21 protein-coding genes are annotated in these 25733 nt (G+C 36.5%); 9 read left to right on the top strand and 12 right to left on the bottom strand.

Features of this window, described 5'->3' with window-relative positions; genetic code table 11:
- Positions 1-3 precede the first annotated feature (3 nt).
- Positions 4-1677 carry a sensor histidine kinase gene (locus ACIQZ6_RS02205; RefSeq protein ID WP_395807764.1) on the top strand — a complete coding sequence of 558 codons (1674 nt, stop codon included), beginning with the start codon at positions 4-6 and terminating at the stop codon, positions 1675-1677.
- 2 nt (positions 1678-1679) lie between these two features.
- Positions 1680-2369, top strand: coding sequence for a response regulator transcription factor (locus ACIQZ6_RS02200; protein WP_395807762.1), 690 nt, complete (start codon positions 1680-1682; stop codon positions 2367-2369).
- A 61-nt stretch (positions 2370-2430) separates the two neighbouring features.
- Here ACIQZ6_RS02200 and ACIQZ6_RS02195 read toward each other — a convergent pair whose 3' ends face one another.
- Genes ACIQZ6_RS02195 through ACIQZ6_RS02175 form a run of 5 tightly spaced genes read right to left on the bottom strand, consistent with a single transcriptional unit; the run spans position 2431 to position 7909 of the window.
- Positions 2431-3090 carry an MOSC domain-containing protein gene (locus ACIQZ6_RS02195; RefSeq protein WP_395807760.1) on the bottom strand — a complete coding sequence of 220 codons (660 nt, stop codon included), beginning with the start codon at positions 3088-3090 and terminating at the stop codon, positions 2431-2433.
- Positions 3087-3965, bottom strand: coding sequence for a UbiA family prenyltransferase (locus ACIQZ6_RS02190; protein WP_395807758.1), 879 nt, complete (start codon positions 3963-3965; stop codon positions 3087-3089). Before ACIQZ6_RS02190 ends, ACIQZ6_RS02195 begins: the two co-directional genes overlap by 4 nt.
- Before the next feature lie 20 nt (positions 3966-3985).
- Positions 3986-5251 carry a metallophosphoesterase gene (locus tag ACIQZ6_RS02185; RefSeq protein WP_395807756.1) on the bottom strand — a complete coding sequence of 422 codons (1266 nt, stop codon included), beginning with the start codon at positions 5249-5251 and terminating at the stop codon, positions 3986-3988.
- Between the two features lie 34 nt (positions 5252-5285).
- A complete protein-coding gene (locus ACIQZ6_RS02180; protein ID WP_395807754.1) occupies positions 5286-6797 on the bottom strand; it encodes a sigma 54-interacting transcriptional regulator in 1512 nt (503 codons plus the stop codon).
- Between the two features lie 11 nt (positions 6798-6808).
- A complete protein-coding gene (locus ACIQZ6_RS02175; protein ID WP_395807752.1) occupies positions 6809-7909 on the bottom strand; it encodes a VWA domain-containing protein in 1101 nt (366 codons plus the stop codon).
- Positions 7910-8065: 156 nt separating this feature from the next.
- On the opposite strand from ACIQZ6_RS02175, the gene ACIQZ6_RS02170 reads away from it, so the two are divergent.
- The gene (locus tag ACIQZ6_RS02170) at positions 8066-8491 is read left to right on the top strand and encodes a YybH family protein (RefSeq protein ID WP_395807750.1); all 426 of its coding nucleotides are present in this window, start codon (positions 8066-8068) and stop codon (positions 8489-8491) included.
- Positions 8492-8495: 4 nt separating this feature from the next.
- Here ACIQZ6_RS02170 and ACIQZ6_RS02165 read toward each other — a convergent pair whose 3' ends face one another.
- From ACIQZ6_RS02165 to ACIQZ6_RS02150, 4 genes are read right to left on the bottom strand one after another with little or no spacing between them, the layout of a single operon-like run.
- Positions 8496-9287 carry an SDR family oxidoreductase gene (locus ACIQZ6_RS02165; RefSeq protein ID WP_395807749.1) on the bottom strand — a complete coding sequence of 264 codons (792 nt, stop codon included), beginning with the start codon at positions 9285-9287 and terminating at the stop codon, positions 8496-8498.
- Positions 9288-9292: 5 nt separating this feature from the next.
- Entirely contained in the window at positions 9293-10423 is a 1131-nt protein-coding gene (gene hemW / locus ACIQZ6_RS02160; RefSeq protein WP_395807747.1) for a radical SAM family heme chaperone HemW, read from the bottom strand.
- Between the two features lie 47 nt (positions 10424-10470).
- On the bottom strand, positions 10471-11430 hold the full coding sequence (locus tag ACIQZ6_RS02155) for an EamA family transporter (protein WP_395807745.1): 960 nt from the start codon (positions 11428-11430) through the stop codon (positions 10471-10473).
- Complete coding sequence (locus tag ACIQZ6_RS02150; protein ID WP_395807743.1) at positions 11431-11907, bottom strand: Lrp/AsnC family transcriptional regulator; 477 nt, start codon at positions 11905-11907, stop codon at positions 11431-11433.
- A gap of 234 nt (positions 11908-12141) precedes the next feature.
- Here ACIQZ6_RS02150 and ACIQZ6_RS02145 point away from each other — a divergent pair, with 234 nt between their 5' ends.
- The 6 genes from ACIQZ6_RS02145 (at position 12142) to gldN (ending at position 18795) form a co-directional block, all read left to right on the top strand.
- A complete protein-coding gene (locus ACIQZ6_RS02145) occupies positions 12142-13128 on the top strand; it encodes a DUF4271 domain-containing protein (RefSeq protein ID WP_395807741.1) in 987 nt (328 codons plus the stop codon).
- Positions 13129-13133: 5 nt separating this feature from the next.
- The gene (locus ACIQZ6_RS02140; RefSeq protein WP_395807739.1) at positions 13134-13913 is read left to right on the top strand and encodes a uroporphyrinogen-III synthase; all 780 of its coding nucleotides are present in this window, start codon (positions 13134-13136) and stop codon (positions 13911-13913) included.
- Positions 13914-14187: 274 nt separating this feature from the next.
- The gene (locus ACIQZ6_RS02135; protein ID WP_395807737.1) at positions 14188-15513 is read left to right on the top strand and encodes an SUMF1/EgtB/PvdO family nonheme iron enzyme; all 1326 of its coding nucleotides are present in this window, start codon (positions 14188-14190) and stop codon (positions 15511-15513) included.
- 37 nt (positions 15514-15550) lie between these two features.
- The gene (gene gldL, locus ACIQZ6_RS02130; RefSeq protein ID WP_395807735.1) at positions 15551-16345 is read left to right on the top strand and encodes a gliding motility protein GldL; all 795 of its coding nucleotides are present in this window, start codon (positions 15551-15553) and stop codon (positions 16343-16345) included.
- Between the two features lie 45 nt (positions 16346-16390).
- A complete protein-coding gene (gldM, locus tag ACIQZ6_RS02125) occupies positions 16391-17923 on the top strand; it encodes a gliding motility protein GldM (RefSeq protein WP_395807733.1) in 1533 nt (510 codons plus the stop codon).
- A 5-nt stretch (positions 17924-17928) separates the two neighbouring features.
- A complete protein-coding gene (gldN, locus tag ACIQZ6_RS02120) occupies positions 17929-18795 on the top strand; it encodes a gliding motility protein GldN (protein WP_395807731.1) in 867 nt (288 codons plus the stop codon).
- A gap of 53 nt (positions 18796-18848) precedes the next feature.
- Here the strand turns inward: gldN and uvrC are convergent, their stop codons facing one another.
- The 3 genes from uvrC to ACIQZ6_RS02105 are packed head-to-tail and all read right to left on the bottom strand — an operon-like array spanning position 18849 to position 25594.
- The gene (uvrC, locus tag ACIQZ6_RS02115; RefSeq protein ID WP_395807729.1) at positions 18849-20648 is read right to left on the bottom strand and encodes an excinuclease ABC subunit UvrC; all 1800 of its coding nucleotides are present in this window, start codon (positions 20646-20648) and stop codon (positions 18849-18851) included.
- A 35-nt stretch (positions 20649-20683) separates the two neighbouring features.
- Positions 20684-22921, bottom strand: a complete 2238-nt coding sequence (locus ACIQZ6_RS02110; RefSeq protein ID WP_395807727.1) for a transglycosylase domain-containing protein — start codon at positions 22919-22921, stop codon at positions 20684-20686.
- Between the two features lie 12 nt (positions 22922-22933).
- Positions 22934-25594: a tol-pal system YbgF family protein gene (locus tag ACIQZ6_RS02105; protein ID WP_395807725.1), complete on the bottom strand. Its 2661-nt coding sequence runs from the start codon at positions 25592-25594 to the stop codon at positions 22934-22936.
- Positions 25595-25733: the final 139 nt, after the last annotated feature.

Genomic DNA, 25733 nt, shown 5'->3' with positions numbered 1-25733 from the left:
GGGATGAAGGAAAATCAGCAAACTTATCGTAAAAATTTTTCCCTGGTTATAATTTTCCTGATTCTAATTACAACTGCGCTTGCTGGAGCATTATTTCTAGCCTATAAACTTACAAGCAAGTATGTAGAGAATGAATTTGCTTCTCAGAAAATTGAGGTCTTGGAAGAGACTATTAAACCTTATAATGATTTTTTTCAAAATAAGATTCCTGAAATTTCATTTTATCAGGGGTTTTTGGATTCGGCACAGGCAGCAAAATACATTGACAAAATTTTTACCAAATTCAACTTTGTAGATCGTGTTGTTTTTTATGATGCAGCAATTAGTAATCATACTATTCCAGATGAAATAAGGGTTAATAATTTTTCTTTAGGCCCTAAAGCGGTATATCAGTTTGCCAGGAATCTTGATCAAGATTCGATAGTATTATTTAAAAAAAATAAGGCAAGTAGCATTTTTTCTTTAAAAACAGGTGATGAATTCAATAAAATGGCGATTAAATTCAGTGGTTTTATTGAGTCGGCAGACACGACCCGTGCTCTCAGCGATTCTGATCGATTTAATGTGTTTTACAGCATAATGTCTCAAAGAATCACCTACCTGAATATCCCCAGAAGGGAGGAGTTAAAGATCTACAAAGACCTGATGACAACCCAGCAAAAGTTCTCACCGGTTTACGAATTGGATATGTTCTCTTTCTATCTGGATCCGCTAAAGTTAAAAATTAAGAATACTAGACCTGAGTTATATCAATCTATAACTATTAAACAGCTGGTTTATGAGTCACTTGAAAATAATTCAGATATCATCAGTAATGACCTTCCTTTATCTGGGCCTTTTTCTGATTATAAATTGTATTTCAGTTCTAGTAAAAGTTTTTTGCAGATGGAGATTAATACCAGGTTCATGCCAATTGCCGGTGGATTATTTGTTTCCTATTTCATTCTGGTTTTAATTGCCTATTTAATATTTAGAAATCTAAATATAAACAGTAAGCTATTTAAGCTTCAATATGATTTTATAAATAATCTGACCCATGAGTTTAAAACTCCGGTTAGTGTGATCAAGATTGCAGGTAACAATATTAGGAGCGCTTCAACACTCTCAGAAAAAGAACGACTGCATTATGGAAAGATATTAGATGAGGAAGCCGATAAACTTAATGACCTGATGAATAAGTTGCTTTCGTTCACCCAAATAGAGAATAAGGCAATCAAAATTAACCCAGAAAACATAAATTTGGAGGTGTTCTGCCAAAATTTAATTGATAGTTACCAATTGAAGTATCCTATCTTTGATATCAGCTGTGCTATTAAAGATGTTGAATATTTTAAATCTGATCCGGTGTTATTGGGTAGCATTTTTCAAAACCTGATTGACAATGCTTATAAATACTCAAGACCCGAAAATAAAATTTTAAAGATCAGTATTGTTAAAGTTAAAAAACAGCTTGTTTTCAAATTTTCAGATCAAGGGATTGGTATTCCAGCCAAGGATATAAATAACATATTTGAAAAGTTTTTCAGAGTGCAAAATGAATATAACCAGCAGGGCAGTGTGGGCTTAGGTTTGGCATTCTGTAAAGAACTGGTTAAATTTATGAGCGGATCAATAGCGGTGGTGAGTGTTGTTGGAAAGGGATCTGAGTTTACAATAGAATTGCCTTACGATATATAATTATGCAAAAAGAAATCAAGATTGCCGTTATTGAGGATGATGAGAATTTAAGATTCCTGGTAGTACATCGGCTGCAGGCCGAGGGCTATAAAATAGTGGAAGCTTCAGACGGGCAAATTGCAGAGGAGTTGATCATGACAGAACAGCCGGATATTGTACTGCTTGACTGGATGTTGCCTACCAAACAAGGTTCTGAGATTTGTCAGAATGTTCGAAAGCTAGGTTTTGATAATTTGATTATCATGGTTACTGCCAAGTCGCAGGATATTGATAAAATTGATGCCTACAGTTTTGGAGTTTCAGATTATGTAACCAAACCATTTAACATGGACGTACTGGTAGCTTTAATTGACAACAAGGTTAAATTTGTAATTAATAACGAAAAATCAGAAGTTTTTAAGTTCGGCAATATGGAACATCATCCGAACACGCATTCATTATTGCGCGAAAATAAAAAGATTGAGCTTACCATTCTGGAAAACAGGATTCTACTTTATTTTTTAAAAAATGCCAATCAAGTTATCAATCGTGATGAGTTAATGATGGTTGTTTGGGGTTACAACTCTGATGTGAACACTCGAACGTTAGATATGCATATTGTGCGCTTGCGTAAAAAAATTGAAAGTAATCCGGATAGGCCCCATTTTATGCAAACTGTTCGTGGAGTAGGCTATAAATTTGTGATTGATTAAACCTCCCTTTTAGAATACAGGCGGGCAGGGCGTGATGCGATTATTGCCTATTTGGCTTATACTATAATTTGACGAGTTTCTTTTCAAACATCATCCGCCAATCTTCAGTCAGTTCCTTCAAATTAACTAAGCGTTGTATCCATTCCTTATTTTCGCTATCGTGATAGCGTACATAGTTCACATCCATGACAGATATCTTTTCAGGGTGTGAACTCAGGTAGACCAATTGGTCAGTTTTTTTAACAAAGCCCGGTTGGATTGTTCTTAGGTAATAGCCGGTAAGCCCTGATGTTTGAAGATGCACTGGAAATTCTTTATAGTTATACCTGATGCCAATCATATAGCATGGTCCGCGTGGTTCTGATACTTCTACTATGGCCTCGCCTAATTGATATCGGTCGCCGATATAAACATGGCGCTCATGCGCATTTTCTCCTTTTAAGGTCAGGTTTTCGCCAAATGCTCCCTGTTTTAGGTCGAATCCCAGCTCATTTTTCCATTTCTCAAAATGGTCGGCATTATAGCAGCATATTGCTTTATCGTTTCCTCCGTGGTGTTTAGTATTCTTGACCATGTCGCCTAAAAAACCTGTAAGTTCTAATTCAATCCCTTCAGTTTGTATGGCTATTTTTCTAAATGCTGTCATCGCTTTTTGATGATCTGATAACAAAAGCTCAGCTTTGCCAAGAATGTTTATGGAAATAATATCAATGTTTTTCATAATGGAATAGTACTAAAAATGAGTAGCATAATTAATTGGAGTATCATTGTTCCATCCAGTAAAAGAAAATAATAATATTCATTTTTCTTCCATTTCGATTTGAAAATAAGCCAGCCTGACAATAGGATGGTTAGGCTAAGTGCAAAGAAATTTCCGTCAATCTTTTTAGTAAAGTTAAACAATAATAACAGGTAGCTTGCTAGTAATACCTGGCATATCAGTAATGAATTTTTTTCACCAAAAATTACGGGAATGGTTTTCAACTGGTTGCTTTTATCTTGAAAAATATCTCGTATATCAAATGGAACAGCAATAGCTGCAATGAAGAATAATCGCTTTAAAAATAATAGTATCGTTTCATTTAGTGTAATTGTTGAAGAATTATTCCCTGCTATTTCAAAGATTGGGAGTAGCACACAACTTGCTGCCCAAACCATAGCAATAATAAAAAGCTTTACTCCGGGAATATTGCGAAGGCTAAATCGCGTATCATCAATAGAAAAAATGGGCAGGTTATAAGCAATAGATATAAGACCCAATCCAATTAGAAGTATGTTGGAAGAAGTATTTAAAAAAAAGCTTAATGGGATTATTGCAATCGATGAAATGATGGTCAGGGTGATCATTAGCCGATAATGTGAAAATATCCATCTAACTCTTTGGAATCTCGAAATCTCTGGTTTTTCAGGTTTTGAAAGCAGTATACTAAAATTGTAGAGAGCCAGGGTAGAGCAGAATAAAAGACCTAATACACACGTATCTGGTTTGGCCTCTACAAGCCAGTAAGTAACCAAACCCTGAGATACTGCACATAAAGCAATAAAAATATTGCTATACAATAAAAAATCTAGTGCTTGCCTGAGGTATTTGTTCATCGATTGAACCCGTAATCAGATCATGAACTACTCTGACGTAGTTCAAATATCGTTATTTCAGGTAACATTCCTACACGACCAGGATAGCCCAAGAAGCCATATCCAACGTTCACATATAATTGCTGAGCGCCTTCTTGATAAAGTCCAGCCCATTCTTTATAAACATATTTTGCAGGGCTCCACTGAAATTTTTCGGTAACAATCCCGAATTGCATTCCATGCGTGTGTCCGCTAAACATGGCATCAATCTGTGGATATTCAGGAAGTATCTGTGCCCTCCAATGCGATGGATCATGCGATAAAAGTAGTTTAACCGGAACATCATCTGTGTTTATAATCGCCTTATCCATTTGCCCGTATTTTGCGAATCGGCCAACCCCCCAATTTTCAATACCTAGAACTGCAATTTCTTCACCTTCTATTTTTATTCTCCTGTTTTCGTTTAGCAGAAGATCCCATCCCATGTTTTTATGAGTTACCTTAAGATCAGCTAGGTTTTTAGATTTGGCAGTTGAGTTTCCCTTTCCAAAAAAATAATCTCCATAGTCATGATTCCCAAGAACTGAATACACTCCAAGGGGAGCTTTTACTTTTGAGAAAATATCCTGATAATCTCTCATCTCTGATGCCAAATTATTCACCAAATCACCAGTAAAAAAAATAAGTTCAGGTTTCTCTTTAAGTAACATTTCTACACCACCCAATACGGCCTTTTTATCATAAAAGCTTCCTGAGTGAATGTCAGAAAGCTGGCCCAAAGTAATTCCATCAAAAGCTTTTGGAAGGTTTGGTAAAAAAATTGTTTTTCGTTTAATACGATAATCGTAGGCACTAGAAACAACACCATAGGTTAAGGATGCTAATGGAAATGCGGCAACAAGCGTTCCTGCCTTGATTATAAATTCTGATCTTGGAATGTTTTCCTGATTGGTACTATCCACACTGTTTTCATCTCGCGGTTTGCTTTTAAGCTTTCTTTTGATCCAGATCAAGCTCCTGCGCAGGTCGTCAGTAATTAAAAACGGAAGAACGAATATTTTAGATACGAAGGTTAGAAAGAAAACAACCAAAATAATGGATCGGAGAAGGAATTTGATGTTAAAAAATATACTGATAAATACTCCAATGAACAGTAACAAGGTATACCCCCACCAAATATAAGTGAATGATAAGTATTTGTTATTCTTCCACTTCCAGCTTACTGATCGAACAGCCCTGTAAATATAAATATCAATAAAGATCAACAGTATGCTGATCACTATTAATCCTAAAATTCGATTTCCCATTAATTAGTAATTTTTATTCCGTGATCAGGAGATATTAATATCGTCCCTTATCATCATTATAATCCTCGTCTTCATCATCTTCAAATTCCTGACTAAACAAGCTGTTAAACATGTCTGCAAAGCTGAACCCTTTATCTAGAAATGATTTGTTGATTAAGGAGAATTCAGCTAGCCCATGAAGTAGGAATTCCATGAGTAATACTTTCTGATTATCACTTAGACGCGGATGGAATTGTTTTATTACATTTTTTAGTCCTGGAACTGATTCTAATGATTTTTTATACTCCCCTAATGATAGATCATCAATAAGGCTAATGGTATTCCCTGCAGCAAACCAGCTAATAATATCAGCGTATGGATTGATCGATTTTGCCTTTTTTAACTTTTCTGGATCAGGGAAATAGGTGATCATAAGCGTTTTTATTGCTTTGCCTAATAGGATATTGGCAACCTTGCTTGGACCTTCCAGCTCACCTTCATAAACAAGTTCGATTTTTCCGGTTATTGCAGGAATCACTCCCAAGAAATCTGATATCCTGACAAAGGTATTTTCTTCACCGTTCAGTAGCATTCTTCTTTCTGCATTGCTGATCAGATTTTCATAGGCAGAAATGGTAAGCCTTGCCGAAACCCCTGATTTTTTGTCTATATATTCAGAATCACGGGCTTCAAATGCAATTTGTTCAACCAAATCTTTTACCAATCCATCAGCTTCAATACTTGTGCGCTGCGAAGGAGTGATTTTGGCTTCCTGTTGCGTAATTTTCCTTGAAATATCTATGCTTCGCGGGTAATGGGTTAATATTTGGCTTTCTATTCTGTCTTTTAGAGGGGTTACAATTGATCCTCTGTTTGTATAATCTTCAGGATTCGCTGTAAAAACGAACTGAATATCTAAAGGTAGCCTAAGTTTAAACCCTCTAATCTGTATATCTTTTTCTTGCAGAATGTTAAATAAAGCAACCTGAATACGCGCCTGAAGATCAGGAAGTTCATTGATCACGAAAATTCCTCTATGCGCACGAGGGATCAATCCGAAATGGATCACACGCTCATCTGAATAGGTTAATTTTAATGTTGCAGCTTTGATCGGGTCAACATCGCCAATGAGATCGGCCACGGTAACATCGGGGGTCGCCAGTTTTTCTGTGTATCGTTCCGAACGATGAAGCCATGCTACTGGTGTGTCTTCTCCTTTAATTTCTAAAATATGATGTCCAAACCAAGAAATAGGATTTAAAGGATCCTCAAATAGTTCGGAACCTTCAATATAGGGTACATATTCATCTAATAAATTAATCATTAATCGTGCAATACGTGTTTTTGCCTGCCCTCGTAAGCCTAGAAGCAAAATATTATGCTGAGATAAAATGGCAGTTTGTAGGTCAGGAATAACGGTATCCTCATAGCCAATGATGCCTTCTAAAACGGTGTTTTTATTTTTAAGCTCCTTGATTAGGTTTTCGCGCAGTTCTTCTTTAACCGAACGGGAAACATATCCAGATTCACGGAGTTCTTTGAGCGTATTTATCTTAAGCAAATTCATAAATCGAAATTCTATCTAATTGTTCTTCTTCTGTTCTTAATGTAATCTTCAAAAATATATTCTCCCAGTCCTTTAAGTGAACTGTAAAATGCCCTTCCTCCGTTTATTTCAGTAAACTGCCTTACAAACTGCTGTAAATAAGGATCTTGTGCAATCATGAAAGTGGTTATGGGTATATTAAGTCGTTTGCATTGGGCAGCCATGTTTAAGGTTTTATTAACCACCTTGCGGTCTAATCCCACACTGTTCTTATAGTATTTGTTACCTTCTTTTAAACAGGTAGGTTTACCATCGGTGATCATGAATATTTGTTTATTATGAGTTTTTCTTCTCCTTAATAAATCGACGGCAAGTTCTAAACCTGCATAAGTATTGGTATAATATGGCCCTACCTGTAAATAGGGTAGTTCTTTTATAGTTATGGTCCAGGCATCATTGCCGAATACAACAATATCTAAGGTGTCTTTTGGATATTTAGTTCTGATTAGTTCTGCGAGTGCCATCGCTACTTTTTTTGCAGGAGTAATTCTATCTTCTCCGTATAAAATCATCGAATGAGAAATATCAATCATCAATACTGTAGAAGTAATGGTTTTAAAGTCTTTTTCTTCAACTTCAAGATCTCTTTCAGTCATTGAAAAATCACCAATGCCATGATTGATCTGCGCATTGTGTATCGATGCGGTCATGTCAATTTGGTCAACACTGTCGCCAAATTGATACGCTCTTCTGTCTGCATTTTTCTCTTCACCGATGCCTGAAATATTAGTGTTGTGGCCTCCCTTTCCCGATTTTTTTAACTGTCCAAAAATTTCTTCGAGTGCAGATTTTCTGATACTTTGTTCAGTTTTTGACGTTATTTTAAAACCTCCGGGGTTTTTGTCGTCATCACCCAAATAGCCTTTCTTCTTGAGGTCATCAATAAAATCGCCCATTCCGTACTCATCGTTAGTGAGTTTGTACTGTTTGTCAAGTTCATTTAACCAGGCAATCGCTTCATTCGCATCGCCTGCAGTGTAATTGAGCAGCTCCAGAAATAGCTTCAATAGTTCATCAAAGCCCCCTTTTGGAAGCTCATTCGGAATAAATTTTGAAAATGCATGTCCCCGCATCCGATCTGATTGCTTTGATTTTTGAAAGGTTAAAGTTAAAGGTTTAAACGGCTATTAATGTTAAGGATGTGTCAAATAAAGGATTGTGCAGATTTTGCTTGAACACTCTATTTTCAGATACTTTAAAAATGTTCTCTTAAAACTTTATTTTTAGGCATGAAAAAACTAGTTATCTCCTCGTTATTCTTAGTGTTTGCTATCAATTTGTATGCTCAAAGGAGCCAAAATGACTTAATTCTTAAACTACTAGAAGACCAAAGACAGGCATGGAACAGAGGAGACTTAAATGAATATATGCAAGGTTATAATCAGTCAGATTCATTGCTTTTTGTTGGAAAAAACGGACCTCAATATGGTTGGAATAATACCCTTGAAAATTATAAAAAGAGTTATCCTAACCAATCGGCTATGGGTTATTTAAGTTTTGATATAAAAGAAATTAAAATGATAGCCACAGATTATGCATTTGTACTTGGAGCCTGGCATTTAAAGAGAGAAAAGGATGAACCCAAGGGGTTTTTCACCTTACTTGTGAAAAAGATCAAAGGCCATTGGAAGGTAATTTCTGATCATTCAAGTTAATGGATCAGGTAACCTTGGCTTTACGTACAATTTTAGAGAATAGGCCTGGCAGAAATCTTTTTAGCAGTACGGCGTATTTTTCTTTTCCGCCTACATAAACTTCTTCTTTTTCTGCTTGAATAGCCTTTATTATTTCTAAGGCACATAGCTCTGCTGGCATGCCATTGGCTTGGGCATCATCCATACTATTTTGTTTTGTTCCATCTGCGGTTAAAGCATTGATGGTGACATTGGTTTTAATGAAACCTGGGCAAATAATACTAATCTTTATTTTAGGGTCTATTTCTGTTCTTAATGAATCGAAATAGCCATGTAGAGCATGCTTAGAGGCCGAGTATGCCGAACGAAATTTTGTTCCGAATTTCCCAACCAGACTACTGATTACAACAATATGACCGGTATTATTGGATAACATAAATGGTAAAATACTCTGGGTAAGTGCTACAGTTCCCCAAAAATTGATGTTCATAATCCTTTGTGCAACATTCAGATCAGTTTCTAGCGCAAGTGAACGCTGGCTAACACCTCCAGAATGGATAATTAGATCAACTCTATTAAATATTTTGATTGCAGAAGCAGTCACTTCTTTTAAGGAATCGGTGTTTTCAAGGTCGAGTGGAAGTATATGTATATCAAGTTGATTGATCTTGCATTTACTTTTTACCACATATAAAGACTCTCTGTTTCTGGATGAGAGGATGAGTTTGGCTCCTAGTTCATTAAGTTTATAAGCTAGTGCTTCACCTATTCCGCTTGATGCACCTGTTATCCAAATAACTTTGTTCCTGATATCCATAGAATTTAGGTATTTATAAATAGTTCTGAGGCAATATGGTCAGCAAAGAGTTTCCCATCTGTTGTTAAAGTTACGATCTGATCATTTAAATTAATCCAATTTTTATCGGCAAAAGGTTCCAAACCATTTCTTACTTCTTTTGAATAGTCAGAGCCAAAGTGTTCAGTAATTTTTTGTAAACTCATTCCCTTACTTGTGCGCAATGAAGTCATTATATATTCATTGATGCGGTTTTCGGTACTCAACACTTCCATTTCTGCCGGTATTTTTTTCAGCTGTATCTGGTCAATGTATTTGGAATTATTTGAAACATTCCATTGCCGGCTTTCACCATTGAACGAATGTGCTGAAGGCCCTATGCCCAGATATGACACCCCTTCCCAATAGTTTGAATTATGCTTAGAGTACAAACCCGGTTTTGCGAAGTTTGAAATTTCGTAATGTTCGAAACCTGCTTCTGTAAGTTGTTCCATTAGAATAAGAAACTGAGTAGTGCTTTGGCCTTCATCCATTGGCTTTTGCTCGCCTTTTTTAATAAACGATGACAAGGCTGTTGCAGGTTCTACCGTCATGGAATAAGAAGAAATATGAGGTATATCTAATTCAATGAGCTGCTGAATATTATGTTCCCATTTGGGTTTGCTAAGCAGTGGAAACCCATAGATCAGATCAGCTGTAATATTTTCAAAACCTGCATCCTGAACTCTTTTGATGGAGCCTTGGGCTTCACGAGCGGTATGGGCTCTATTCATCCATTTTAGGTCTTCTTCAAAAAATGATTGTATACCAATGCTGAAACGATTGATCAGGGTTTGCCGAAATTCTCTCACTTTTTGAGGATTCAGGTCATCTGGATTTGCTTCTAGGGTAATTTCAGCTTGAGGAGAAACTTCATACAGGTCAGTTATTGCTCCAATTAGGATTTGTATCTCATCGGCGCTGAGTAATGATGGTGTACCGCCGCCAAAATAAATCGTTTCTATCGTTTCTCCGGCTAAATAATTTTTTCTTAAGTCTATTTCTTGACTTAATGCCTGGAGCATTTGGTCTTTGTACTGTGGCGATGTGCTGAAATGGAAATCGCAATAGTGACAGGCTTTTTTACAGAAAGGGATGTGGAGATAAATTCCGGCCATGGTGCAAATCTACAACAAATACCGGCAGAGCCAATTAATTGCAATAGCTAGGAATTTCTAACTCTTTCGGCTAATTTTTCTCTTCGATACTTAGCCATATTAATCAGGAACACACTTCCCAGGATAATGAAAAGCCCTGCGATCTGGATACCAGTAATTTTTTCATTTGCAAAAAATACTCCAAGAAGCACAGCTACAACAGGGTTTACATACGAGTGTGTACTAACCTGCATGGCAGTTCGTACCTGTAGTAACCATACATACGCGCTAAAGCCAGCGATAGAACCCATGCTTACCAGATAAGCAAGTGCGAACCATGAATCGGACGGCACTTCTCGCCATTGAAATGAACTGAATTCATCGCGAATGAAAATACCTGGAATAAAGGCAATTCCTGCAGCCATAATTTGCCAGGTTGTTGAAACAATGATCGGCCCTTCTGCAGATCTGTATTTTGAATAGAGTGACCCCCCTGCCCAGGTAATGGCAGCAAATAGCAATAGTATCATACTGCTCATTTTTACAGGAGTGCTTTCTGGTACTGAAAAAATCTGTGAAATTTGTTCACTAAAGAGTAAAATCACCCCTGCCAGTCCAATAAGCATTCCGGCAATAATCGATTTACTTTTGAAATTTTCAGACCATTTAGGTTTGTCAAGTAATACAAACCATAAAGGTGCAGATGAAACTGTAATGGCAACCATGGCACTTGGCATGCTTTGTTCCACCCAAATAACAATTCCGGTTCCAAAAAACAGAAGTAATATCCCACTGAAAGCTGCGTGTTTGATGCCCTTGATACCAACTAGTTTTTCGCCTTTTATAATACACCATATTGCCATGATCAAGCCTGCTAAAATAAAACGAAAGGCACCCAAAATAAATGGCGGAAACCCCTTTACGGCAATCTGAATAAATAAATAGGTTGAGCCCCAAACAAGATAAACAATTGCAAATGCAAGAATTACCAGTATTGGTGATGCGGATTTGGTTTCTGAGGCAGACATTTATTTTTTAGGGATTAATAGTTGCTGTTCTTCTTTAGTGGTTTCAAGAACAATACTGGTTTTAGAGATCGTAATATCAGGAATTTTACTCAAGTTGTTTCGCATCATTTCTAAAAGAGATGCTGAATCAGCTGTGCGTATTTTTACAAGAAAAGAATGATCGCCTGCAATTTGATGAACTTCTTGTACCCCTGCAATTTTTGCAAGTTCAATGCCAGTATCTTTGTTTCCTATTCCTTTGTTAACCTGAATGTAAACAAAAGCAATAAGGGTTTGATTTAATGCAGCCGGATTTAGCCGGGTTGTATAGTGTAGTATAATTTTCTTTTGTTCTAATTTTTTGACCCTCTCGAACACTGCAGATGGGGCCATATTTAAAACGCGCGCAATATCAACATTGGATATCCTCGAATTTTCCTGCATTAGGCTTAGAATTTCGAGATCAATTTTATCAGATAAGTACTCTTTATGATGCATTGTTCTTTAAAACTAATAAAAATAGAATAATATTCAAATTTATATTTAATTTAAAGAATAATATTCTTTTTTATCCATTCTATATAGAATTTCCATTTTCTTTTAAAAATCAATTCATTGTGATATCAATAATTGTATTCAAATTTTTAATTCAAAAAGATTTTAGGAAACAAAAATAAAAAAGTGGAAATTTGAGAGAATGGAGTTTTTCGGTTTTATGGATTTTAGCCAAGGATGATTAAGCGATTTTTCGGTTTAATACTGATAGTATTCTTAATTAATCCATTTGTTTTTGCTCAGAGTGACAGCAGCAGATCAAATTTCAGGAAGCTGAATGTTCCGGAGTACAACAGACCCCTGGATTCAGTTACTGTGGCGCAGAGGCAAAACTTTACAGATTCAGTAAACGCTTTTAAAGATTCCCTTTCTACTGTTTGGATAAAGGCACCTGATCCTGGTAGGCCTAATCGTTTTTTGGATAGCCTTATTTCACTCTATAAAGTTGACAATCTTGATTTTCATTCCTGGGCAGGTAAATTTCAAAAGAAATCTGTCAGGCATGACGCAGGTATCCCAAGGCCATTCAGAGAAACCTGGGTCATTGCAGTAGTTTTATTTCTTGTTTTATTTTTTGCGGTAATCAGGTTCTTTTTTCCTTCAGAGCTAAACACTATCGTATATGCCTTTTATAGTAATCAGGCTTTAGGTAAGGTTAATAAGGAAGATACTTTATTTAGTTCTTGGCCATTTATATTTCTCTATCTTTTATTTGGTTTGACCACTGGCCTATACCTTTATTTATCTGGGAAATATTTAGAAATTTCTTATCCAGCTCAAGGATTTGAATTGTTTATTTACTTATCGGCGGTAGTTGTTGGCTTGTTCACACTAAAAATCATAGTCTTGCGGATATTGGGATTTCTATTCGATGTAAAGCGTTTGGTCAGAGAGTACGTATCTGTTTTATACCTTAGCTATTTCAATGCCGCTATTCTATTTCTACCCGTAATAATTGCTTTTAGCTTAACAAGTTATCGATTTGCAATTATTTACAGCTATATTGGATTAGCAATGATCATACTAATTTTCCTCCTCCAGTTTCTTCGGGCGGGGGCTAATATTTTATCTAATTACAAGTTTCCTAAAGTTTATTTAATTATTTATCTTTGTGCCCTCGAATTCTGTCCTTTAATAATCTTATTTAAAGCACTTGGGTATTAAGCCCCATGACAAATATGCAAGTATCTTCAACCGAGAAACCAAGGAAAGTAAAAAGCATCCTGGTTACCTTACCAAAGCCGGATTCCGAAAAGTCGCCATATTTTGATTTGGCAAAAAAATATAATCTAAAAATTGATTTTAGGTCTTTTATTCATGTTGAGGGTGTCCCTGCAAAAGAATTTAGGAAAGAAAAAATCAATTTGGCAGATTTTACAGCTGTTATTTTTACCAGCAAAAATTCAGCCGACCATTTCTTCAGAATTTGTGAAGAAGTGCGCTTTGATGTACCTGCCGATATGAAATACTTTTGTATTTCAGAAACGATTGCGCTTTACCTTCAAAAATACATTCAATATAGAAAGAGAAAAATATTTTTTGGGAAACAAACTGCTGCCGAGCTTGCAGAGGTCCTGAAAAAGCATACAACTGAGAAATTTCTATACCCATGCTCTGACGTTGCAGCTGAAGAAACTCAAAAATTCCTGAATGATAACGGGTATGATTTTAAAACTGCCGTGTTATTCCATACGGTTTGCAGTGATCTATCAGATTTAGCAGAGGTGTTTTATGATGTGATTGCATTCTTTAGTCCAAGCAGCATTCATTCTTTATTTATCAATTTTCCTGATTTTAAACAAAATTTTACCCGTATTGCTGCCTTTGGAGCTAGTACACACAAAGCAGTTCTTGAGCATGAATTAGTTATGAATATACCTGCACCAACACCTGAAGCGCCGAGTATGACGATGGCGTTAGAGCAATATATTAAACAGGTTAATAAGTAAAAATCAGATCCAATGAAGAATTTAACAAAATTTATTTTGAAATTTTGCTGATCTTTTAATGAATTGGAATGTATCGTAAAAATAGTTTGCCGCATCCAAAATAGATGCTTTATTTTGCCGTTATAATAATTATTTAATTGCGTTTTAAGCTTGCTTTTATAAGAAATGTTCTGTTTGAACGCAGTTGGATTATTTTTATCGTATATACTATTATGTAATTTTATTATATTCGAACTTATTTTTTTAAGGGAATGCTAAACTGGGATTGTTTAAAATGAGAAAAATATACTTTATCGCTCTTGCAGCTTTGGTCATAATGGGAACTAGCTGTGGTAAAGGTGGAAGCAATGGGGAATTGGTTGGTGTTGCAACTAAGAAGTTTAAAAACAATGAGGTTCCATATGGCATGGTTTACATTCCTGCCGGGAGCTTTATTATGGGTCAGACTGATCAAGATGTAACTTTTGCGCAAATTTCACAGAACAAGCAGGTTACTGTTCAGGCTTTTTACATGGATGAAACTGAGATTAGCAATAAAGAATACCGTCAGTTTGTAAACTGGGTTCGTGATTCAATTGCTATTTCTACTTATCTTCAGGATGATCAGTATTATCTTAAACCAAAAGGACAGGTAGACCCGAATGATGCAGGTAAAAAATATATCGACTGGAAGAAAGTTGGTAACGGAAGTGCTATATGGGGTGGAAAGAAAGGTAAAGGTACATCAGCAAACGGAGCGAAATTACAGGCCATGTATTACCAAGGAGATGATAGGGTTTTTGATCGGAATGAAATTGATGTGAGAATGCTTAAATATAATTTCGCCATCATGAATTTAAGAGATGCAGCCAATAGCCGAAAAAATCTAACCTCAAAGCGTTCTGATTTCATTCTAAGAGATACTGTTGGAGTTTATCCGGATACATTAGTATGGTTGTCTGACTTTGCTTATGCACAGAACGAGCCAATGGTTAAGGGATATTTTTCACATCCTGCCTATGCAAATTATCCTGTAGTGGGTGTAAACTGGCGTCAGGCACGTGCTTTTACAGTTTGGAGAACTCGTTTTAATGAATCGTATAAAGATAGTCGCCGCCTTCCAAAGAGAGCCGATTATGAACTTCCTACAGAGGCAGAATTTGAATATGCTGCACGTGGTGGTAGGGTTGGTACAACTTTCCCATGGGGTGGCCCATACATAAGAAATGCAAAAGGTTGTTTGATGGCTAACTTTAAGCCAGGCCGTGGTAATTATATTGATGATGGTGGATCATTCACTGTTAACGTAAAAGCGTATTATCCGAATGATTATGGTTTGTATAATATGGCGGGGAATGTTGCAGAATGGACTTCATCTGCATTTGACGAGTCATCATCAGCATTCACCCATGAGTTAAACCCAACATTTAGCTATGAATCTAAATCAGATGATCCTGAAGTTTTGAAACGTAAAGTTGTTCGCGGTGGTTCATGGAAAGATATAGGTTACTTCCTGCAAAATTCAGCAAGTAGCTTTGAATATCAGGATACTTCAAAATCTTATATCGGATTTCGTTGCATCACAAAATATCAGGGTCGTGACATCAAAGACAGGCGCTAAAATTTAAATTTTCCTTAAATTATTCTTAACTAGTATTATGGCTCAAAAGAAAAAATTCAAACTAGGTCTTAACTCCTTAATTTCCTGGGGTGCTTCCATTGTAATCATTGGTTTGATGTTCAAGATTTTGCATTGGAAGGGTGGCGAATATATGATTGCAATAGGTTTGATAACCGAAGCAATTTTATTTTTTGTTTTGGGTTTTCAGTCAGAACCCGTAGATCCAGATTGGACAAAGGTATATCCCGAACTTGAAGAGGATTTTCAAGGAGAAGTTTCCCGTTCAAGCGGAACTGGTTCAAAATCGTCAACTGCTGCACTAGATCAAATGCTAACAGAAGCTAAAATTGGTCCTGAACTTATCGAAAGTCTTGGGCTCGGTTTACGCACATTTGGAGATAAGGTATCTGCAATATCAGGCATAGCCGATACTGCAAGTGCTACAACTGAACTAGCTTCAAAAGTAAAAACTGCTTCTGGAAGTTTTGATAATCTAAATCAAGCGTTTGAAAATGCTACATCTAGCCTAAGAGAAATGGCTAATACAAATATTGATTCAAAGGCTTATCACGATCAGATAAACGCACTAGCTAAAAATATTTCTGCATTAAATGCAGTTTATGAATTAGAATTGCAAGATTCTAGCGCTCATTTAAAGTCGATGAATAAATTCTATCAGAATCTTTCATTGACCATGCAAAATTTCAATGAATCGATGGAAGATTCTAAACAGTTCAAAGAGGAAGTAAGTAAGTTAGCTAAGAACCTATCATCCCTAAATGCTATTTATGGAAATATGTTGTCAGCAATGAATCAGCCTAATAGATCTTAACTGTTGTATAAGTATTATAAATCTAAAATTTTTAAATAAAATTGCATGGCTGGAGGTAAACAAACCCCAAGGCAGAAAATGATTGGAATACTGTACCTTGTTTTATTAGGTTTAGTAGCGCTGAATGTCAGTGATTCAATTTTAGAAGCTTTCAAAAATTTAACAGATAGTCTTAACGCTTCAACCCAAAATGTTCAAAGCGGTGTTGAAGCAACCTATGCTTCATTTGAGGCCACTAAGCTCAAAGATGAACCTGTTAGGGCTAAACCTATTTATGATAAGGCTAAACTGGCTAGTTCATACACCAATGAACTAGACATCTATGTAGCAGATTTGAAAAAGCTTTTTGAACAAGAAGGTGGAGGTTACGATGAGTCAACTGGAGACATCAGCAAGAGAGATAATCTTGATATTTCTCCTCGCTTAATGATCAATGATAATCGTGCTTCTAAGCTTAAGAAAAAGATAAACGATACCCGTAGTAAATTACTTGGACTTCTTGATGAAAAAGAGCGAAAAAGCGTCAGCTTTTCATTAGAAGCTAAAGATCCCCCAAGTCGTGGTGGTATTACAAGAAGTTGGGAACAGTCTAATTTTGGAGATGGTATTCCGCTCACAGCTGCAATTACAGCATTAGCAAAAATACAGGCAGATACTAAGAATGCCGAATCTGAAGTGGTGAAACGGATTCTTGGCAAAATGGATATTGCAGTTGTCAATCTGGATCAATTTTCAGCTGTGGCAGTTGCTCCAACATCCTATTTAATTATGGGTCAGCCTTATACTGCTGAAGTTTTCTTGACTGCATCCGATTCAAAATCTAGTCCGGATATTACAGTTGGAGGGTCTAGACTTCAAATAAAAGAAGGTAAAGGTACCTATACTGTTAATACGGGTAAAGAAGGTATTTTTAGCTGGACAGGTACTGTTCGTGTAAAGCAAACAGATGGTTCTATAAAAACTTATACCACTCCGGAACAAAAATATCAGGTAGCCCGACCGTCTGTGGTAGTTTCACCTGACAAGATGAATGTGTTTTATGTAGGAGTGCCTAACCCTGTTTCTGTATCTGCACCGGGTATTCCTAAAGAGAATTTATCTGTAACAATCAGCGGTGGTTCTATTTCTGGGTCTAATGGTAAGTATACGGTTAATGTTACTTCGCCAGGCTCTGTTGCTAAAGTAAATGTCTCAGCAACTATTAATGGTAAAGTTCAAAATATTGGCATTAGTGATTTTCGTGTTAAGCGTATACCTGATCCAAAAGCGAAATTTGCCGGTAAAACAGGTGGAAGCCTGAGTTCTGTTATAATAAAATCACAAGCATCAATTTTTGCTATCCTTGATCAATTTGATTTTGATGCTAAATTTGATGTAACCAGATTTAGTTTGGTTATTGCCAGGCCACGTGCAGACGTTGTAGTGCTACAAGCTACAGGGAATACTTTTAGCCCGCAAATGCGTGCTGCAATTGCCGCGGTAACTCCTGGAACCCGTGTAATTTTTGATGATATTGTTGCTGTGGGTCCTGATGGGACTCAAAGGCAGCTTGATCCAATGGCCTTTAAAGCGAATTAATTGGTATGAAAAAGATAATTTTTGCCTTGATCCTTATAGCTGGTACTCTGCGTCTGAGTGCACAGGCTCCAAATTTAACTAATAGTACAAAGCCAAAAGCAGCTGAGAGGCCACTTGATGGGTTTTATCAAAAAACAAATATCCTGAACTCCAGGGTATCTCCGTATGCAGGTTTAAGAGAATCTGATGTGATGTTCAGTAAGCGTGTATGGAGAGAAATTGATCTTCGCGATAAGGTGAATATGATTTTTGCATCTCCTAAGGCTAGGTTAATTACTATTCTTACAGATGCGATTCAGGCGGGTGAGCTTACTGCATATGATGCAAGCAGTACAAAAAATGATGTCAATGGCGACGAGTTTTCTGCTGTTTTGAAACCAGAGGATGCTATGGCAAGATTTGCGGATAGTGTATTGGTTCCTACTTTTGATAAAGATGGAAATCAGACGGGTACAGTGGTTAAAGCTGGCGAGTTCAATCCGGATAGTATCATTAAATTCCGTATTAAAGAAGACTGGATCTTTGATAAGCAACGATCTGTATTTGAGCCAAGAATTGTAGGAATTGCTCCGATGGTTCGAATTTCTGCAGCTGGTCAAGCATTTGATGAGCAGCCTGCTTTTTGGATCTATTTTCCTGAAGCTCGTCATCTTTTAGTTACTAAAGCAGTTGTTAATCGAAGTAATGATGCAACAGGCCTGAGTTATGACGATATTTTTATTAAGCGTATATTTTCAAGTTATATTGTGAAAGAATCTAATACCGAAGATCTTCGGATTAAAGATTATGCCTTGGGAATTGAACGCCTTTATGAGTCGGAGCGGATAAAGAAAGCATTGATGGACTTTGAACATGATCTTTGGTCATTCTAATCATACCTTATTAAACTAGTTTAAAAGCCGGCAAAATTTATTTTTTGTCGGCTTTATTGTTTGAAGTAGTTTAAAAGCGAAACTGCCTGACTCTTATTTAATACTGCTAGTAATTCTACTTCTTTCGATTCACGTATTTTCTTTACTGATTTGAAATGCCTTAATAGCTTCTCTGCAGTTGTTCTTCCAATACCGGGCACTCGTTCTAGTTCAGATTCTAAAGTTGCCTTATTTCGTATCTTTCTGTGGAATGTAATACCAAAGCGGTGTGCTTCATCCCTAAGTTGTTGAATGATCTTTAAGGTTTCTGATTTTTTATCCAAATACATTGGATATTGGTCTCCGGGATAATACAATTCTTCAAGGCGTTTGGCAATTCCAATTATTGTAACATCCTTCTCTATTCCTAATTTTTTCAAACTTTTTATGGCAGAAGAAAGTTGTCCTTTACCACCATCAATAATAATTAGTTGTGGAAGTGTTTCTTTTTCATCCAGCATTCGTCGGTATCTTCTGAATACAGCTTCCTCCATCGTTGCAAAATCATCGGGGCCTTCAACTGTTTTAACATTAAAGTGCCGATAATCTTTCTTCGAAGGCTTTGTATCCTTAAAAACTACTATCGCTGATACCGGAAATTTGCCCTGAAAATTTGAATTGTCAAAACATTCAATATGTCTGGGTAATTGATTGAGGCGCAAATCTTTTTTCATCTGCTCCAGCAAACGGTCGGTTCTTAATTCAGGATTTAATTTTTCGTACTGATCCAGTTTTTCGCGTTTAAAAAATATCACATTCTTCTGTGATAGTTCCAGTAATTTTTTCTTCTCGCCTAGCTTAGGTACTATAAATTTTATTCCAGAGTCTGGAAGATCCACATCAAAGGGAACGATGATTTCTTTCGAATGGCTATCGAATCTAGTTCTGAATTCGGTAATGGCTATGCTCAAAAGTTCCTCGTCGGTTTCATCCAATCGTTTTTTCATCTCCAGGGTTTGGGTTTGAATAACGGTACCATTCATTACTTTTAGAAAATTGACAAATGCATGTTTTTCGTCTGTTGCAATGCTGAAAACGTCAACATCGGTAATAGATGAATTAACAATGGTTGATTTACTCTGGTAAAGCGCCAGAAGATCATATTTAGACTTAAGTCTATGTGACAGCTCAAAATTTAGCTCTGCAACTGAAGCATCAAGTTGATTTCTTAGTCTTTTGATCACCGCACCTGTTTTTCCATTTAGGATGTCCTTTATTTCTGAAATGCTCTGATCATAATCTTCCTCTTTTTGAAAAGCCTGGCAAGGACCCTTGCAATTACCTATCTGATATTCAAGGCATACCCTAAATTTTCCGGCATTTATATTTTCAAGTGAAAGAGGTAAACTACAAGTTCTTAAAGGATATATTTCTTTGATCATCCCAAGTATGGTATGCATCATGCCAACAGAAGCATAGGGGCCAAAATAGGTTGATCCGTCTTTTATGATCTTTCTTGTCCAGAATATACGCGGAAATTTTTCATTCTTTATGATGATCCAGGGATATGTTTTATCATCCTTTAACAAGATATTATACCTTGGCTGATGTTTTTTTATCAGACTATTTTCCAATAACCAGGCATCAATTTCAGTATCAACAATAGTAAAAGTTACTTTTTTAACCTTACTTACTAAAACTCTAGTTTTTGCATTTATTCGATAATTATCTTTATTAAAATAGGAAGAAACCCTATTCTTTAGATTTTTTGCCTTTCCAATGTAAATTAATTCTTCAGATTCAGACCAAAACTGATATACCCCAGGTTTCTGGGGTATATTTTTTAAGTCAGATCGGTAATCAAATTTTTTCATTAGGGTGTTTAATCAGATAAGGGCTAGGCTTGCTGCTAAAAACCAAGCTTTTTATCCACTTCAGATTCGCCAGCTTGCTGCTGTGTATAGGCTCCGCAGTCAATTGTAGTTGCAATGCCTCCCTTGGGTAGCGGAAAATCACCTTTGGTATATTTTAACGTAGGATCCGCATAAACCTTTTGCATATAGAGCGCAAATATTGGAAGTGCAGTATTGGCACCTTCTCCAAAATTTGTTGAACTGAAATGAATCGCTCTGTCTTCGGCACCTGTCCACACTCCCGTTACCAATTCGGGAGTAATTCCCATGAACCAGCCATCTGAATTATTTTGTGTAGTTCCAGTTTTTCCACCAATTGGGTTTGTTAGTTTGTATTTCCATCCTAGTCTTACTCCTGTACCTTCTTTAACAACAGCTTTAAGCATATCCGTCATTACATAAGCAGTTTGTTCATCTAGTACAACTTTAACCTTTGGTCGACGTTCGTAAATAACGTTTCCGTTCTTGTCCTCAATGCGCAATAGGTAGATTGGTTCTGTCCATACTCCGTGGTTTACGAAGACAGAATAAGCCCCAACCATATCATATACTGATGCATCAAATGAACCCAGGCAAATTGATGGAACCGCAGGAACATCGCTTGTTATTCCCATATTTTTTGTAAGAGTAGCAACTGCAGTTTGGCCTACCTGTTTCATCATGTAGGCGGTTACATAGTTTTGAGAATTTGCCAGTGCCTTTTTTAGGGTGAGGTTGCCAGGTATTGGATTATATGCTTTTGGAGTCCAGACCGTGCCATCGCCAGCATCTATACTTATAGGTTCATTTGCAACGGTATAGCAAGGAGAGAAACCACCATTACCAATGGCAACGGCATAAGTAAAAGGCTTGGCAGTAGAACCTACCTGTCTGGTGCCCATTTTTACCTGATCGTATTTGAAATGGGTGAAGTTAGTTCCTCCTACCCATGCCCTAATATAGCCGGTTTGAGGCTCCATTGACATAAGGGCATTGCGTAGCATCAGTTTATAGTATTTGATAGAATCAAGTGGCCGCATGAGTGTATCTATTTCTCCTCGCCAGCTGAAAACACTCATGCGAGCTGGTGTCTTGAAATTTTCTAGGATCTCCTCTTCCGTTTTACCTTCTGCTTTTAACTGCTGATATCTGTCTGAGCGGCGCATTCCCTGATCAATAAGACTTTTGGCCTCTTTGAAATTAAACGGATCGCGGCCATTCCATGAATTATTGAACTGTACTTGCAGTGTTTTAAGATATTCTTGCTGCGATTGTTCAGCATAATTTTGCATATGTGAATTCAAGGTGGTGTAGATCTTTAAACCGTCTCTATCAAGATCATACGGTGTACCATCAGCTTTGTAAATAGAGTTCTCTTCAAGGGTTAGTTGAATATCTTTCTTTAATACAGCCCTGAAGTAGGGTGCTGAACCTTCGTTATGATCGGAAGGATTAAATACAAGTTTTAAGGGTATTGTTTTTAACCGTTCTTCTTCAGCATCACTTATGTAATTTGCCTTACTCATATTTTCTATGACTGTATTTCTGCGTAGAAGTGCTCTTTCAGGATTGCGATAGGGGTTATAGAGTGAAGGTCCTTTTAGCATTCCAATCAAAATTGCGGCCTGTTCAGGCTCAAGTTTGTCGGGAGTAGTACTGAAATATGTTCTGGCGGCAGATTTGATCCCAAATGTATTGTATGATCCAAAATCTACAGTATTTAGGTACATTGTAATGATCTCTTCTTTAGTATACTGACGCTCAAGTTTAACCGCAACGATAAGTTCCTGAGATTTTTGAACAAGTCGTTTGATGAAATTTTTTGAACGACCTTCTTTAGAAAATAGATTTAATGCAAGTTGTTGTGTAATTGTGCTTGCCCCTTGCCTTTTTCCTATTAGGTTATAGAATATGACAGTGAAGGTTCGTTTAAAATCAATGCCGGAGTGGTTGTAAAAACGAATATCTTCTGTTGCAATTAAGGCATTGATAACATTTGGTGAAATTTCATCATAACGCACATTGGAACGGTTTTGTACATAGTAAGTCCCTAATACGACATTGTCATCTGAAATCACCTCTGACGCCTGATTGCTTTTGGGATTTTCCAATGTCCTTAGATCAGGTAGCCTGCCAAAAAGACCCAGTCCGATGCTGAATATAAGGATTGCTCCAAACGCAATAATTCCAATGATCCATTTCCAAAACCGGATGGTATATCGATTTAATTCCTGCTGCGTTAATTGGGTATTCATAAATTCTTATTGTTAATAGTTCTTTTTATAAAATTCAACATAACGGTCAAGTGTTTCTTTATCGCTGATCTTATCTAGATTCTGTTTATTTATAAAAAAGGTACTGTATTTAGCACTAGGTATTTTCATAATATCCCTAATCAGAGGATTGATTTGATTAAAGTAATTTTTTGCTGCCTCTAAACCTAAAAGAGGGCCAACAAATATCAGTTGATTTTGGTTAGTAATAGATTTTAATTGATGTTTAATAACAGTGCTGGGTAAGTTCACCCTATTAAATTGCCCAATACCAAATCGCGATGAGCTTAAATTAACCGAGGGGTCTGCAACATTGACAACAAAATAAAAGTCAGCAGATTCTTCAAGGTCAAAAAACGTAGTTGCTATTGGAATCTCAGGCTTTATGTCCTCCTTTTTTGCTTCAAAAACCACTGCTTTTTCAGGCACAGCCGCTGCACTAGTTGTACTGGCAGCAGTTTTCTGTACCGTATTTTGCTTTACATCTGCAACTTGTTCTAAAACTGGTTCTTCAATAAACGTATCTTCCTTTGAATCATTATCAAGCAAAGCAAAAACACGACTCGACATGCTGGTTCTATTCGAATCAATATAGGCCAGATGCAGCTTAACTAGAGGAACAATAAATTGATCATCTGGGTTAGATGTTACCATATTTTTAAAGGCAATTTCAAGCCGATCAAGTTTTTGCAAGTGCCCGAGTGCAAGTGATGCTAAATAAGCTAACTGAACTGATAATTTTTTAGCACTTGATTGCAATTTTTGCTGTTCAACCCTTTTCAATACATCAGCATAATTCTTGCTTGTATATAAATTATACACTTCATTATAAAAGCGGTTGAAGGCCAGCTCCTGTTCATCAGCTTTCTGGCTATATTCAGGATCAATAATAATTTTTGCAAATGGAGATTCAGGGTATTTATCCAGCAGAATATTTTTGTATTCATCAGATCGTTTTGCATTTACATTGCGATATAGTCTGTACAAATTATAATATACAGCGAGTTGATTTGAGTTTTCTGGGAATCGTTTAAGCAATTGTTCATATGTTTTTACTGCTTCTGCCGTATCTGCAGATACTTCTCGATAATAATTGCCGATATCATACATCGCAGAAGAGATTTTTTGGTTGGATGCCAGTTTCATCTCATTACTAAGCGGTATAGATTCAGTTAATTTCTTTTGCAATGAATCTAGGTTCGCTGCATCATCTGCAATTTTTGATTGTTGAAAAGGATCTTTATCGGAAGTTTGAAACGAGTTTGTCCCATTAGAAATATCACTCGTAGTTTTCTGACTTCTTCTCCAGTTATCTTCTAATTTCCGGGTGCCCCATCTCTTTTTAAAATCTGCAAGACCTTGATTTAAGGCAATAGAATTATTGAAATAAAATTTACTGTCGCCACTGGTACTACTGATTTGATTGCTAGAAAATCCACCTGATTGACTGTTGGCTATTCTTGTTTGCACTTTCAGTGCTTCAAGTTTGACCAAGGAAATAACTTTGTTAGTTCTGTCAGATTCAGGCAACCCAGCAAGCATTTGCAAGGTGTCTTCACGGGCAATGATAGATAAACGATCGGCCAGAAGTTCCAGATTATCTGCTTTCTTTTTTAAAAATGCATAGTCGGGGTAACTGCTTGGGAGTGCTAACAGTGTGCTATCGTAATAAGCTTTTGACTTAACGTAATCGGTTTGATTAAAATAGATCTCTGCTAGCTTAAGGTAGCTGAGGCCTTTTTGAGTACCATTTTTTGTACTTTTTGAAATGGCGTAATTGTAATTTTCAATAGCTTTATCAATACTGTTGGCATCGGCATAACTATTAGCCATCTGGAAGTAGATCTGATCGTTAAAATCGCTATTTTTATCATCTTTTAGCATTGCGGCAATCTGCTTAATCAGGCTACTGGTATCGCCACTCAACTTATTTCTCAAATTAATTGAACTGAGTTTTGCGTTAAATGCCATGTCGAATGGGGCATTGCTTTTTAAAACCTTGGTATAATTCAAATATGAATCCTTTTGAAGGTCATTAATTTCCTGAAGTTGGGCTATAAGGTAGGTCCACCGTATTTTACTTTGTTTGTTTACTGCTGATTTTATTGCCTTTTCAAGTAGCGTGATAGCTTCTGCATCCTCTTTGGCATAAATGTGAAGTTGTGCCCGAATTGCATAAACATCTGCTACTGATTTTTTTTCTGAGCCGATATATCTAAGAGCTGAATCAATCGATGCTTCAGCTTCTTCTAACCTATTAGAGGCTATAAGAGATCTTGTTTTCCATGCCAATGATGCCTGTTTGAGCTCTTTTTCTTTAGGATAGTTTAAGTAAACATAATTAAAGTATTCAACGGCATTGTAAAAGTTGGATTTTAGATGATTGGCTTTCCCAATTAAAAAGTAAGCGTTATCTACATATTTACTTAATGATTTCTGATTTGCGATGGTATTAGCCTTTAGTATTGCATCATCTAGTTTTTTTAATTCAGACTGAGAAATACTTTCATTCGGTTCCTTATAAACTGATATCACCCGATCGTAGTTGTCTGCATAAGCTAATTGTATATTTTGCTCGCTTTCATTAATCAGTACTTTAGCATTGTATAAAATATTGTAATGAGCGGTTAGGTTCTGCATACCACGGCTGGCCACAGTTTCTTTTTGCGAACTGCAAGACGACAAGCCGAGGCAAAAAGTGCAGCTTAATAATAAATAACGAAGTATAACTTGAATAGTTGATCTCAAATTAATCAGGCTTGAATTAGTATAACAGAATCCTTGCAAAGATATT

The sequence above is a fragment of the Daejeonella sp. genome (genome assembly GCF_044348475.1).
Lineage (GTDB): Bacteria > Bacteroidota > Bacteroidia > Sphingobacteriales > Sphingobacteriaceae > Daejeonella.
The sequence above is the reverse complement of the archived record's forward strand: the minus strand, read 5'-3'. Positions and strand labels throughout refer to the sequence as shown.

What these genes read in the sequence shown, in the direction of transcription:
- ACIQZ6_RS02155 (WP_395807745.1), bottom strand. Translation starts at nt 11,430, where the DNA reads ATGTCTGCCTCAGAAACCAAATCCGCATCACCAATACTGGTAATTCTT.
- hemW (WP_395807747.1), bottom strand. Translation starts at nt 10,423, where the DNA reads ATGGCCGGAATTTATCTCCACATCCCTTTCTGTAAAAAAGCCTGTCAC.
- ACIQZ6_RS02205 (WP_395807764.1), top strand. Translation starts at nt 4, where the DNA reads ATGAAGGAAAATCAGCAAACTTATCGTAAAAATTTTTCCCTGGTTATA.
- ACIQZ6_RS02195 (WP_395807760.1), bottom strand. Translation starts at nt 3,090, where the DNA reads ATGAAAAACATTGATATTATTTCCATAAACATTCTTGGCAAAGCTGAG.
- ACIQZ6_RS02110 (WP_395807727.1), bottom strand. Translation starts at nt 22,921, where the DNA reads ATGAATACCCAATTAACGCAGCAGGAATTAAATCGATATACCATCCGG.
- ACIQZ6_RS02150 (WP_395807743.1), bottom strand. Translation starts at nt 11,907, where the DNA reads ATGCATCATAAAGAGTACTTATCTGATAAAATTGATCTCGAAATTCTA.
- ACIQZ6_RS02165 (WP_395807749.1), bottom strand. Translation starts at nt 9,287, where the DNA reads ATGGATATCAGGAACAAAGTTATTTGGATAACAGGTGCATCAAGCGGA.
- ACIQZ6_RS02170 (WP_395807750.1), top strand. Translation starts at nt 8,066, where the DNA reads ATGAAAAAACTAGTTATCTCCTCGTTATTCTTAGTGTTTGCTATCAAT.
- ACIQZ6_RS02185 (WP_395807756.1), bottom strand. Translation starts at nt 5,251, where the DNA reads ATGGGAAATCGAATTTTAGGATTAATAGTGATCAGCATACTGTTGATC.
- gldL (WP_395807735.1), top strand. Translation starts at nt 15,551, where the DNA reads ATGGCTCAAAAGAAAAAATTCAAACTAGGTCTTAACTCCTTAATTTCC.
- ACIQZ6_RS02180 (WP_395807754.1), bottom strand. Translation starts at nt 6,797, where the DNA reads ATGAATTTGCTTAAGATAAATACGCTCAAAGAACTCCGTGAATCTGGA.
- ACIQZ6_RS02140 (WP_395807739.1), top strand. Translation starts at nt 13,134, where the DNA reads ATGACAAATATGCAAGTATCTTCAACCGAGAAACCAAGGAAAGTAAAA.
- ACIQZ6_RS02200 (WP_395807762.1), top strand. Translation starts at nt 1,680, where the DNA reads ATGCAAAAAGAAATCAAGATTGCCGTTATTGAGGATGATGAGAATTTA.
- ACIQZ6_RS02145 (WP_395807741.1), top strand. Translation starts at nt 12,142, where the DNA reads ATGATTAAGCGATTTTTCGGTTTAATACTGATAGTATTCTTAATTAAT.
- gldM (WP_395807733.1), top strand. Translation starts at nt 16,391, where the DNA reads ATGGCTGGAGGTAAACAAACCCCAAGGCAGAAAATGATTGGAATACTG.
- ACIQZ6_RS02175 (WP_395807752.1), bottom strand. Translation starts at nt 7,909, where the DNA reads ATGCGGGGACATGCATTTTCAAAATTTATTCCGAATGAGCTTCCAAAA.
- ACIQZ6_RS02190 (WP_395807758.1), bottom strand. Translation starts at nt 3,965, where the DNA reads ATGAACAAATACCTCAGGCAAGCACTAGATTTTTTATTGTATAGCAAT.
- ACIQZ6_RS02135 (WP_395807737.1), top strand. Translation starts at nt 14,188, where the DNA reads ATGAGAAAAATATACTTTATCGCTCTTGCAGCTTTGGTCATAATGGGA.
- uvrC (WP_395807729.1), bottom strand. Translation starts at nt 20,648, where the DNA reads ATGAAAAAATTTGATTACCGATCTGACTTAAAAAATATACCCCAGAAA.
- gldN (WP_395807731.1), top strand. Translation starts at nt 17,929, where the DNA reads ATGAAAAAGATAATTTTTGCCTTGATCCTTATAGCTGGTACTCTGCGT.